Below are 11,977 nucleotides of genomic sequence, written 5' to 3'. Positions count from 1 at the left end.
GACGAAAAAATCTACGCCAATCTGACGGACTTCATTTTATCAGCGATTCCTATATAACACCCGAAGCCCCTTCGACGCAGCAAACTCGTCGAAGGGGCTTTTTGTGTTGCTTTACAGAGATTGTATACAAAAGATATTGAAAATCATAATCGACTTATGCTATACTGCAAATATGTTGATGGAAGGTTTCTTTGGGGGGAGGTTCTTGACCGAATAAGAGATGTACGGGTGGATGGCGGCAGCAGGGCGAGGGGATTGTCCGCTGCCGCCGGCTATGGGATGGATTTAAGGAGATTTTAAGGAGGCTTTATGAAAAAAAGTGCTTGGAAGGTTTTGGCGGCGACGCTTGCGCTCGGCGCATCGTTGATTGTCGGCGGCTGCGGAGGATCGAATACGGCGGAGCGTCCGAAGGACGAGATCGTCTATGTCAACTTCCGCGATACGCGTGACCTCAACCCGCATCTGTTCGCGGGTGAGATGTACGCACAGAAGCTGCTCTACGATACGCTCATCACCATCAATCCGGACGGCACGTATGCACCCTCGCTTGCGACAAGCTGGGAGATCAGCCCCGATGGTCTGACGTATACGTTCAAGATCCGCGAGGGCGTTAAATTCACGGACGGCGAGGTCTGCGATGCACAGGCAATCCTCGCGAACTTCAATGCACTGAACGGCTTCAAGGAGCGTTACAAGTGGACGTTCCTGCAGGTGCTCGATCATTTCGAGGTGCCCGACAACAATACGTTCGTCATCAAGCTGAAGGAGCCGCGCGGTGCGATGATGACGGAGCTCGGCGTCCTGCGTCCGTTCGCGATGTGCTCGCCGAAGGTCATGAAGAACGGCCTGACGAAGGACGGCGTGACGGAGTACATCGGCACGGGTCCGTATAAGCTTGTCGAGCACGTCACGGACGAGTATGCGGTCTTTGAGCGCAACGAAGACTACTGGGGCGAGAAGCCCGCGATCCGCAAGATCACGGTCAAGGTCATTCCCGACAACCAGACGCGTCTGCTTGCGCTTGAAAAGGGTGAGATCGACCTCATCTTCGGCAAGAATATGATCGACGGCGATGCGGTCAAGAAGTTCTCGAATATGAAGGGGTATAAGACGGCACTCTCCTCGCCCGCTTCGACGCGAGAGCTCGTGCTCAACACGACGAACCCCATCCTGAACGATCTGAATGTCCGTCGTGCGCTCAACTACGCGACGGATCGTCAGTCCATTTCGGACAATATCTTCTATGGCTTTGAGCCGCCCGCAGAGACGCTCTTTGCAAAGAATGTGCCGTATGCGAACATCGACGTGATGGAGTACAAGTACAATGCCGATACCGCCGGACAGCTCCTCGAGCAGGCGGGCTGGACGATGGGCGCGGACGGTGTGCGCGAGAAGAACGGGCAGAAGCTCAGTCTCAACCTCCTCTACAACGTCGATTCGGTCATGGAAAAGACCATCTCGGAGTACCTGCAGGCAGAGTACGCGAAGTTCGGTGTCAAACTCAACATCTCAGGACAGGAAGAGCAGTCCTACCGTGACAACATGAAGGCGGGCAACTTCGACATCATCTTCAACATCGTCTGGGGTATGCCGTACGATCCGATGTCCTCGCTCGCGGGCATGACTGAGCCCGTCTACGGTGACTATGCCGCACAGCAGGGCATTCCGACGAAGGCGGAGATCGACCGCAATATCCTCATGGCAAACAAGGATACGACCGATGCCGCGCGTCAGGAGCACTACAGCTATGTGCTGAAGCAGTTCGCGGAGCAGGCTGCCTACATCCCCATCACGTACGAGGTCAACAAGGCAATCTATCGTGAGGGGCTTGAGGGCGTTCAGTTCACATCTTCGCAGTATGAGGTGCCTTTCTGGCTCATGAGCTGGAAGTAATTATTTTTGGATGAGGAGGACTGTCGCGGCAAGCGTGGCAGTCCTTTTCCTGCGTTTTATGCGCAATAGAAATGGTGTGACTATGAAACAGTATATCATTCGGCGCGTTCTGATGACGATCCCGCTGCTCGTTGCGATTTCGTTCGTCTGCTTCGCGCTCATCAGTCTCATCCCCTCCGATCCCGCCGAGGTAGCACTGCGCGTGCGGCAGATTCCCGTCATCAGCGACGAGATGATCGCCGAGACACGGGCGGAGCTGGGGCTGGACAAGCCGTATCTCATCCGCTATCTCACATGGGTGTGGAATGTGCTGCACGGGGATTTCGGCTTCAGCTATGTCAACCCGCTGCGCAGCGTCTCTGACGAGCTGCTGCGCTGTCTGCCGGCGACGCTCGAGCTCGCGGGGGCATCGCTCGTTCTCGTCATCCTGATCTCGCTGCCCGTCGGATTCCTCTGTGCGGTCTACAAGAACACGCTGATCGACAAGGCTGTTCGTCTCTTTGTCTTTATGACGACGGCGATGCCCGCGTACTGGATCGGACTTCTCCTCATGTGGCTCGTCGCCATCGAGATGAACCTCCTGCCAACGAGCGGGAACAAGGGCTTTGACTCGCTCATCCTGCCCGCCTTTACCGTGGCACTGACGTACATTTCGACGTACATCCGTCTGATCCGCAACAATATGCTTGAAAATATGAAGCAGGACTATGTGAAATACGCGCGCGTGCGCGGCATTCGTCAGCGTGTGATCCTCGTGAAGCACATCCTGCGGAACTCGCTGCATACCTGTTTTGTCGCAATCGGCATGAGCATTCCGCAGCTCATCGCAGGGACGATCGTCGTCGAGAATGTCTTTGCGTGGCCGGGTCTCGGAACGCTCTGCATCAAGTCGATTTTCAATCGGGACTATCCCGTCATTCAGATGTATGTGCTGTTCATCGGTGTGCTGTTTGTCGTGTTCAATCTGATTTTCGACATTTTGCAGACACTCGCCGACCCGCGTGTGAGAGAGGGGGAGTAACGTGCTCGACAGATTTCTGCACAACCGCACGGCGATGGGGACGACGATCTTCCTCGGTATCATTGTACTCCTCGGCATCCTTGCGCCGTGGATCAGCCCGCACGACCCCTACGCGAACAACATCGCGAACAAATTTGCCGGCTTTAGCTGGGAGTATCCGCTCGGTACGGATCAGCTCGGCCGCTGCATTCTCTCGCGTATGCTCGACGGCATCCGCCCGACGCTCGGGCTTGCCGCGCTCACGATGCTCGGTACGATTGGTCTCGGCGCGTTCATGGGGCTGTGTGCCGGCTACTTCCGCGGGGCGGTGGACGAGGTCATCATGCGCATCGTCGATGTCATGCTCTCGTTCCCGAGCCAGATCATGGTGTTTGCCATTGTCGCACTCCTCGGCGTGGATGTCCGCAACATCATCCTCGCGCAGGTGTTTATCAAGTGGGCGTGGTATGCGCGTATGATCCGTACGGGTGTCATTCAGCACCGCGACAAAAACTTTATCTCGTTCAGCCGCGTGGTCGGGACGAGCAACAGCTTCATCCTCATGCGCCATCTGCTGCCCTCGATTGCGGCGGATCTCGCCGTGCTCGCGAGCCTTGACATCGGCTGGGCGATCATCAACATCTCGACGATGTCCTTCCTCGGTCTCGGCGTGCAGGCACCGATTCCCGAATGGGGCGCGATGCTCAACGAGGCAAAGAACGTCCTCACGACGAACCCCATCCAGATGCTTGCGCCCGGTATCGCCATTGTCTCCGTCGTCACGGCGTTCAACCTGCTCGGCGATGCCATCCGCGACGTGCTCGACCCGAAGGAGGTGCGCTCATGAGTGAAGGAAAAAACGTCATTGAGGTCAAGAACCTGCGGGCTGTCGTGCATGAGGAGGGGCAGGACATCACCCTGCTCCATGACAGCAGCTTCGTCGTTCGTGAGGGCGAATGCCTCGGCATTCTCGGTGAGTCGGGCAGCGGCAAGAGCCTCACGATGCAGGCGTTTATGGGGCTGCTCGACGAGCATTTTACCGTGACGGGCGAGGTGTTTTTTGAGGGGAAGGATCTCCTCAAGGAGTCGGGCGAGAGCCTGCGCCTCCTGCGTGGCTCGAAGCTCGCAATGGTCATGCAGAACCCGATGACCTCCTTCGATCCGCTCATTCGCATTGAGGAGCAGGTTATTGAGACGTTCGTCGAGCATACGGATTGGTCACGCGCAGAGATTTTGCGGCGTGCGCTGGAGCTCTTCGAGAAACTTCAGATACGCGATCCCGCAGAGGCATTGAAGAAGTACCCACATCAGCTCTCGGGCGGCATGCTCCAACGCATCATGATCGGCATCGCGCTCATGCTGGAGCCGCGCCTACTGATTGCGGATGAGCCGACGACGGCACTGGATGCGCTTACGCAGTTCGAGGTGCTGAAGGCATTCCGCCAGGTCAAGGAGAGCGGGACGGCGATGGTCTTTATCACGCATGACCTCGGGGTGGCGAACTACATTTCCGACCGCATCCTCGTCATGAACAAGGGGCGCATCGTCGATACGGGAACGTTCCGCGAGATCGTGGAGGGGGCGAAAGACTCCTATACGCAGCTTTTGATTGAGAAGAAAACAGCGGTCATGCGCCGCTATGAGGCAGTGATGCAGGGAGGTGAGGCGTATGCTTGAACTGAAGGATATTGTTGTCAGCTTCAAAAAGGAAGTGCAGAAGAAAATCTTTGGCACGGAGCGCAAGACCGTGCTCCACGGCATCAGCCTTGCCGTCCGAAAGGGCGAAAGCCTCGGCATCCTCGGTGAGTCGGGCAGCGGCAAGTCCACGACGGGGCGTGTGCTCGCGGGACTGTTGAAGCCGGATTCGGGTGCTGTGCTCATCGAGGGCGAGGATGTCTATGCGGGCAGCAAGGGGCGCGAACATCTCAGAAATCGTCTCTCCATCGTCTTTCAAGACTATACGACGAGTGCGAACCCACGCTTCACCATCCGTCAAGTCATCGGTGAGGGGATCGCCGTCGGTGCGCGAAAGACGGGAGAGAAGATCGACTATGCCGAGGAGACGGCGCGGCTTCTCAGGCTCGTCGGACTGGATGAGAGCTTTGCGAAGCGGTTTCCGCACGAGCTCTCGGGCGGGCAGCTGCAGCGCGTCTGCATTGCGCGGGCGATTGCCTGTCGGAGCGAGCTGATCCTCTTTGACGAGGCGGTGTCTTCTCTCGACGCACACACGCAGGTACAGATCATGGATCTCCTGATCGACCTCAAGGAAAAACTCGGTCTGACCTATATTTTCATCACGCACGACCTCACCTCGATCACCTACTTCTGCAGCCGCGTCATCTTCCTCAAGGATGGCAGCGTCGTTGCGGATTCTCCCGTCAGCGAGCTGTCGAAACTCGACGTACCCTACGCAAAGGAATTGCTCGGTGCGGTGCTTGATTTTAACGCAGAGAGTGCTTAGAGGAAATTTCCCACTTGTCGGGAGTGCACCGACAGGTTAAAATGGGAAGGGGGGATCATATCTAGAAGAGGAGAGATACTATGAGTTCACTGCATATTGCCGCCGAGAAGGGTGAGGTCGCCGAGCGCATTCTGCTGCCGGGGGATCCGCTGCGTGCGAAGTTCATCGCGGAGAATTTCCTGGAGGGGGCGAAGGAGTACACCTCCATCCGCAACATCCTCGGCTATACAGGCACGTACAAGGGCGTTCCGGTCTCCGTGCAGGGCACGGGCATGGGCATGCCGTCGATCTCCATCTATGTGAATGAGCTGATGGACTACTACGGTGTGCAGAAGCTCATCCGCGTCGGAACCTGCGGCGGTATGCACGAGAAGGTAAAGCTGCGCGACGTGTTTATCGCACAGGGCGCGACGACGGACTCAGGGATCATTCGGAGCATCTTTGGCGGCTCGATCAACTATGCGCCGCTCGCAGACTACGAGCTGCTCTCCGCCGCTGTGGAGAATGCAAAGAAGCTGAACCTCCCCGTGCGTGTCGGCAATGTCATCTCCGTCGACCGGTTCTACGATGAGGAGATCGACAATGCGAAGCTGCGTCAGTACGGCGTGCTTGCGGTCGAGATGGAGGCTGCGGCACTCTATACACTCGCGGCGAAGTATGGACGGAAGGCACTCGCGCTCTTCACCGTCAGTGACCATCTCGTCACGGGCGAGAAGTGCACGGCAGAGGAGCGGCAGACGACGTTCAGCGATATGATCAAGATCGCACTTGAGACAGCGGTCGGCTGAAAATCTTCATGAGAGACCTTGTGAACGCGAGGTCTCTTTTTTGATTCCGTAATCCATAATTTTTTTTGCTTTTCAAAAGAAAACGTTTGCTTTTTGGAAAGTGATGAGTTATAATAAAAACTATAAGAAAGAAAACGTTTACTTTTCCAAAAACCTTTTCCATTTTATCATTTTCAAGAGTTGTTAGTGGGAAACATTCACCCGTTTCCCATGATGAAGGAGGGAGTCACATGGAGGAGAAGAAATTCATCCTCACAATCAGCCGTCGGTACGGCTGCGGCGGCCGCGAACTCGCGAACATTCTCGCCGAGAAGCTGGGGGTTCATCTCTACGATCGCCAGATCGTCCACCTCGCGGCGGCAAAGCTCGGCATCAACGATCTGCATGAGAAGGAGCTGCTCGAGCTTGAGAACACGGTGAAGCCGCTGTCCTCGCGCTTCATTCCGTTCCACTCGTTCGGCATGGCGATGGGCGAGTCCAGTCAGGGGATGTTCATGGCGGAGTCGAACGTTGTGCGGAAACTTGCCGATGATGGCCCGTGCATTTTCCTCGGACGCTGTGCGGACTATGCGCTTCGCAAGCGCGACGATGTATTTTCCATCTTCGTCTGTGCGGACGACGACTACCGTGAGGAGCGCGGACGTACGGTCTATGAGGGCAAGACGCTCAAGGAGATGGATCGCGAGGATGAGAAACGCGCGCGTTACTATGACTACTATACGGGGCGCAAGTGGGGCGACGGCGCACACTATGACCTCGTTGTGAATGCGGGGCGTGCGCCGCTCGCGCAGATTGCGGACGGCATCATTGCCTACATCCGCACGGTCAAAGGCTGAGGAGGGATTCCCATGTCGGACAAAAAGAGCAAATTCTGGCCGCGCATCGCTTATTCCTGCGGCACTTTCGGACATGATGTGTTCTATGCTATGCTCGGTACATACTTCATGATCTTTGTCACGAGCAATCTGTTCCACTCTGACAATCACGAGCACGATGCCTATATGATCGGCATTGTGACGACGATCATCCTTGTACTGCGCATCGGTGAACTCTTTCTTGATCCTTTTATCGGCAACACGATCGACAAGACGAAGACGCGCTGGGGCAAGTTCAAACCGTGGGTCATCGTGGGCGCGTTTGTTGCGGCGATTACGCTGGCGATCCTCTTCACGGACATGGGCGGGCTGACGGTGTCGAATCCGATGCTCTACCTCGTCCTCTTTGCAGTTCTCTATCTCATCATGGACGTGTTCTACTCGGCAAAGGATGTCGCCATCTGGTCGATGATTCCCGCGCTCTCGTTCGACTCGCGTGAGCGCGAGGTGACGGCGACCTACGCACGTATCGGCTCGGTGTTTGGCGGTCAGCTGGTCACGGCGATCGTCATGCCCGTCGTGCTCTACTTCTCGCTGAACGAAAACGGCGGTGCGGGTGACTCGGCGGGTTGGTTTGCGTTTGCGGTCATCGGCGGTGCCATCGCAACGCTTGGCGCGATCATCCTCGGTCTTGGGACGAAGGAAGAGGACTCTGCCCTGCGTGAGAACAAGACGGAGACCTCGTTCAAGGATGTGTTCTCGATCCTCATCAAGAATGATCAGCTGCTCTGGGTGGCGATTGCGTATCTTGTTTTCGGTCTTGGGCAGAATGTCATCAATAATTTCAACCTCTATTATTTTATCTATGTGCTCGGCGACGCGAAGCAGTTCTCGTTCCTCGGCATCATCAACGTCATCATCGGCTTGCTCGCCGTGGCACTCTTCCCGACGCTGACGGAGAAGTTCAGCCGTCGGAGGCTCTTCTTCGGTTCGGTTGCCGTGATGCTCGTCGGTATCGTACTCTATGCGGTGGCGGGCACGAGCGTTGTTATGACGCTTTTTGCCGCAGGGCTCTTTGCTCTGCCGCAGCCGCTGGTCTTCCTCGTCGTGCTCATGACGATCACGGATACGGTCGAGTATGGGCAGCTGAAGCTCGGCCATCGTGATGAGGCGCTTGTCCTCTGCGTGCGTCCGCTGGTGGACAAGCTCGCGGGTGCGATCACAAGCGGCATGATCGGCATTACGGCGATCTGGGTCGGCATGACGAGCGGTGCGACAGCGGCGACGATTACGCCGGAGAACCTCTTTAACTTCAAGCTCGTCATGTTTGCGCTTCCGTTCGTTCTCATTCTGCTCGGTGCGATTATCTACCGTGCGAAGGTGACGCTTACGGAGGCGGAGCACGCGCGTATCGTGGAGGAACTGGAAGAAAAATGGGATGAAATGAATCAGTAATCTGTGTTAATATTGGGAAAGCGGTCGGTGTCGGCCGCTTTCTTTGCAGAAACGGAGGTCTTGACATGAGCGGCTTCGATTTTGAGAAACTGAAAGACCCGCAGTATTTTGCGGAGAACCGCCTGCCCGCGCACAGCGATCATATCTTCTACCGTGACGAGGCGGAACTGGCACGCGGCGTATCCTCGTTCTACCGTACGCTTAGCGGGGGATGGCACTTTGCATACGCAAGAAATACGGCACTCATCCCGCAGGGCTTTGAGGCGGCGGACTACGACTGTCACGACTGGGAGACGATCCGTGTGCCGGCGCACATCCAGATGCAGGGGCAAGGCATACCGCATTATACGAATACGACGTATCCGTGGGACGGGCACGAGAGCATCGCGCCGGGAGAGATTCCGACGCGCAGCAACCCTGTCGGCTGCTATGTGAAGTATTTCAACGTGCCGAAGGACTGGGAAAATGTTTTCATTTCCTTTGCCGGTGTGGACGCGGCACTCGCGCTCTTCCTCAACGGGCATTTCGTCGGCTACAGTGAGGACAGCTGCACACCTGCGGACTTCGATCTGACGCCGTATCTTGTGGCGGGCGAGAACAAGCTGGCGGCGATGGTGTTCCGCTATGCGAGCGCGAGCTGGCTTGAGGATCAGGATTTTTGGCGGTTCTCTGGGATCTATCGCGATGTCCTTCTCTACACGAAGCCGCAGCACCACATCGAGGACATCGAAGTCCGTGCAATCCCTGTTCATAGCTATGCGGACGGTCAGCTCTCCATTCGTCTCTCGTTCGGTGATGCGGGGGAAAAGGGGATTATGCTCGATCTCTACGACGCGGATGGCACAGAGGTACTGCAGATCAATGAGCATTTTGTGGGGACGGCGTACGAGCTTTCGGCGGACATTGCGGGGATTCGCTTGTGGAGTGCGGAGGAGCCGTATCTCTACCATGCCGTTCTCTGTGTCTATGATGCGGATGGTCTTCTGCAGGAAACGCTGCGTGTGCGTGTTGGCTTCCGTGAGTTCTGCATGAGGGACGGTCTGATGCAGCTGAGCGGCAAGCGCATTGTGTTCAAGGGGGTCAACCGCCATGAATTCGACTGCGACCACGGGCGTGCGATGGATCCCGCACTCTTTGAGCAGGATCTCGTTGCACTGAAACGCGCGAATGTCAACGCGATCCGCACGTCACATTACCCGAACAGCAGTCGTCTCTATGAGCTGTGCGATATCTACGGGTTCTATGTCATCGACGAGACAAATCTCGAGACGCACGGCTCGTGGATGAAGAACGGCGCGTGTGCGAAGGATGAGGATACCGTGCCCGGCGATCATGCGCCGTGGCTCGCCGCTGTGCTCGACCGCGCACAGTCGATGTACGAGCGGGACAAGAACCATCCGTGCATCCTCATCTGGTCGTGCGGAAACGAGTCCTGCGGCGGGCGTGACATCTACGAGATGAGCGAATACTTCCGCCGCGTCGATCCGACGCGCCTCGTTCACTACGAGGGAATTTTCTGGGATCGCAGCTATCCCGCAACGAGCGATATGGAAAGCCGGATGTATACGAAGGCGGCGGACATCGAGGCGTTCCTTAAGGAGCACAGGGACAAGCCCTTGATCTGCTGTGAGTATACGCACGCAATGGGCAACAGCTGCGGCGGTATGCACAAGTACACGGAGCTGACGGAGCGCGAGCCACTCTATCAGGGCGGCTTTATCTGGGATTTCGGCGATCAGGCAATTCGTTGGCGCGGGCGGTATGGGGAGGATGTATTTCTCTATGGCGGCGACTTCGGTGATCGTCCGTCGGATTACAACTTCAGCGGTAACGGTATTTTCTTTGCCGATCGTCGTCCGACGGCAAAGCTGCAGGATGTGAAGTTTAACTATCAGAATTTCACGCTGCGCCCTTCGTGGAATGGTGTGGAGATCGAGAACAAGAGTCTCTTTACAAATGCGGACTGCTATGTGCTGCAGCTTGTCCTTGCCGTGGACGGACAGACGGTCTGGCAGCGGCGTATGCCGGCACCCTCCGTACCGCCGGGAGAAACGCGCTGTTTGCCCTGCGCCGTACCCTCGTTTGGCAATGGGGAACATGTGCTGACAGCGTCTCTCGTGCTTGCACGGGAGGAGCGTTGGGCAAACGTGGGGCATGAGGTTGCGTTTGGGCAGACGATTCTGCCGGCATGGACGGGCGACGCACTGCAGATCCGCAATGTCGTTGCGGAGTGTCCTTCCGCCCCCGTTTATGCACCGCTCGCGGAGAACGGAAGTCTGCGCGTGGTGCAGGGGGACATCAATCTCGGTGTGCAGGGGGCGGGCTTCTCCCTGATGTTCTCAAGTGCGCAGGGCAATCTCGTCTCCTATCGTTATGGCGGGCGGGAGCTGATCGAGGAACTGCCGCAGCCGTCGTTCTGGCGTGCGCCTGTTGACAACGACTACGGCAGCGGACGCATGGCGGATACGGCGCAGTGGAAGCTTGCGAGCCTCTATCGCCGCTGCATACGCATCGAGTACAGCGTGGATGATGCTGCATTTACGGTGGTGGACGGATTCTTCGGCAGACAGGAGGAACGCCGCGCACAGAGCGTTACGATACGCTTTACCTATGCGCTCACCGCATCGCCCGCAGCAACCTGCACCGTCACCTATACGGTGGATGCGACGGGGGCACTCCGCGTTGCACTCGACTATGAAGCGGCAGAGGGGTTGCCGGAGATGCCGGACTTTGCGATGCTCTTTACGCTCTCTGCGGACTATGACCGCATTCGCTTCTACGGGTACGGGCCAAAGGAGAACTATATTGACCGCTGCGAGGGTGCGCGGCTCGGTATCTATGAGAGTACGACGGCAGACGAGGTTGAGCCGTATCTGCGTCCGCAGGAGACGGGCAATCACTGTGGTATGCGCTGGATCGAGGTCACGGATCGCAGCGGGCACGGCATTCGCCTTGCGGGCGATGTGCCGTTCGAGGCGTCGGCGCTTCCGTACAGCCCGCATGAGCTTGAGAATGCGCGTCATGCGTACGATCTGCCGCGCCCGCAGCACACGTATCTGCGTGCGTCGGCGGGGATGTGCGGCGTGGGCGGCGACGACAGCTGGGGCGCACCAGTGCTTGCGGAGTATGTGCAGAAAAACGAAACGCGGCATCTGGCGTTTACGCTGAAGGGGATTTGATTTAGGGAATCGCCATGCACACTCCACGCGAACCTGTAGTTGCGCAAGTGATCGTGCGCTTGTACGCTTAAATACCGTCGGACTTCTTAAACGCGCTTCGCTTGAACGAAAGAAATCCGACGGGGCGTACCGCGCCCTTTACTCACTTGCTCCACTAGGGTTCGCTTAGGAGTAGCGCATGGCTACGACGCACGTCCCGTTGCTCGGAACATTTATCATAACGCAAAAAACGCAGGAGTTTTCAAAAAGCTCTTGCGTTTTTTTGCAAAAAGAGATAGAATAGAAAACGGAAAAGAAAACGTTTACTTTTGCTTAACTACAATTTTGATATTTACGGAAGCACTGATAAATTCAGCCGCGCCATCTTGACGCATCTTTTTTGCCCG

9 protein-coding genes are annotated in these 11,977 nt (G+C 56.7%); all 9 read left to right on the top strand.

The window, feature by feature from the left end; genetic code table 11:
* Positions 1–309: 309 nt before the first annotated feature.
* The 9 genes from nikA to lacZ all read left to right on the top strand — a co-directional run bounded on the left by nikA (position 310) and on the right by lacZ (position 11,591).
* On the top strand, positions 310–1,893 hold the full coding sequence (nikA, locus tag ACO6BQ_RS10060; protein ID WP_489120741.1) for a nickel ABC transporter substrate-binding protein: 1,584 nt from the start codon (positions 310–312) through the stop codon (positions 1,891–1,893).
* An 82-nt stretch (positions 1,894–1,975) separates the two neighbouring features.
* Positions 1,976–2,914 carry a nickel/cobalt ABC transporter permease gene (gene opp1B / locus ACO6BQ_RS10055; RefSeq protein WP_489120740.1) on the top strand — a complete coding sequence of 313 codons (939 nt, stop codon included), beginning with the start codon at positions 1,976–1,978 and terminating at the stop codon, positions 2,912–2,914.
* A 1-nt stretch (position 2,915) separates the two neighbouring features.
* Positions 2,916–3,740, top strand: coding sequence for a nickel/cobalt ABC transporter permease (gene opp1C / locus ACO6BQ_RS10050; protein WP_314662275.1), 825 nt, complete (start codon positions 2,916–2,918; stop codon positions 3,738–3,740).
* Positions 3,737–4,570, top strand: a complete 834-nt coding sequence (locus tag ACO6BQ_RS10045) for an ABC transporter ATP-binding protein (protein WP_489120739.1) — start codon at positions 3,737–3,739, stop codon at positions 4,568–4,570. Before opp1C ends, ACO6BQ_RS10045 begins: the two co-directional genes overlap by 4 nt.
* Positions 4,563–5,354, top strand: coding sequence for an ABC transporter ATP-binding protein (locus ACO6BQ_RS10040; protein ID WP_489120738.1), 792 nt, complete (start codon positions 4,563–4,565; stop codon positions 5,352–5,354). Before ACO6BQ_RS10045 ends, ACO6BQ_RS10040 begins: the two co-directional genes overlap by 8 nt.
* A gap of 80 nt (positions 5,355–5,434) precedes the next feature.
* Positions 5,435–6,142 carry a purine-nucleoside phosphorylase gene (gene deoD / locus ACO6BQ_RS10035; RefSeq protein ID WP_489120736.1) on the top strand — a complete coding sequence of 236 codons (708 nt, stop codon included), beginning with the start codon at positions 5,435–5,437 and terminating at the stop codon, positions 6,140–6,142.
* Between the two features lie 230 nt (positions 6,143–6,372).
* Entirely contained in the window at positions 6,373–6,978 is a 606-nt protein-coding gene (locus ACO6BQ_RS10030) for a cytidylate kinase-like family protein (RefSeq protein ID WP_006692756.1), read from the top strand.
* Between the two features lie 12 nt (positions 6,979–6,990).
* A complete protein-coding gene (locus ACO6BQ_RS10025) occupies positions 6,991–8,412 on the top strand; it encodes a glycoside-pentoside-hexuronide (GPH):cation symporter (protein WP_489120734.1) in 1,422 nt (473 codons plus the stop codon).
* Positions 8,413–8,477: 65 nt separating this feature from the next.
* The gene (gene lacZ / locus ACO6BQ_RS10020) at positions 8,478–11,591 is read left to right on the top strand and encodes a beta-galactosidase, LacZ type (protein ID WP_489120733.1); all 3,114 of its coding nucleotides are present in this window, start codon (positions 8,478–8,480) and stop codon (positions 11,589–11,591) included.
* Positions 11,592–11,977: the final 386 nt, after the last annotated feature.

The organism is Centipeda sp. (in: firmicutes), from assembly GCF_057271695.1.
This window is presented reverse-complemented; position numbering and strand designations above follow the sequence as displayed.

Coding starts and splice junctions, on each gene's coding strand:
- deoD (WP_489120736.1), top strand. CDS start 5,435: ATGAGTTCACTGCATATTGCCGCCGAGAAGGGTGAGGTCGCCGAGCGC.
- ACO6BQ_RS10030 (WP_006692756.1), top strand. CDS start 6,373: ATGGAGGAGAAGAAATTCATCCTCACAATCAGCCGTCGGTACGGCTGC.
- lacZ (WP_489120733.1), top strand. CDS start 8,478: ATGAGCGGCTTCGATTTTGAGAAACTGAAAGACCCGCAGTATTTTGCG.
- nikA (WP_489120741.1), top strand. CDS start 310: ATGAAAAAAAGTGCTTGGAAGGTTTTGGCGGCGACGCTTGCGCTCGGC.
- ACO6BQ_RS10045 (WP_489120739.1), top strand. CDS start 3,737: ATGAGTGAAGGAAAAAACGTCATTGAGGTCAAGAACCTGCGGGCTGTC.
- ACO6BQ_RS10025 (WP_489120734.1), top strand. CDS start 6,991: ATGTCGGACAAAAAGAGCAAATTCTGGCCGCGCATCGCTTATTCCTGC.
- ACO6BQ_RS10040 (WP_489120738.1), top strand. CDS start 4,563: ATGCTTGAACTGAAGGATATTGTTGTCAGCTTCAAAAAGGAAGTGCAG.
- opp1B (WP_489120740.1), top strand. CDS start 1,976: ATGAAACAGTATATCATTCGGCGCGTTCTGATGACGATCCCGCTGCTC.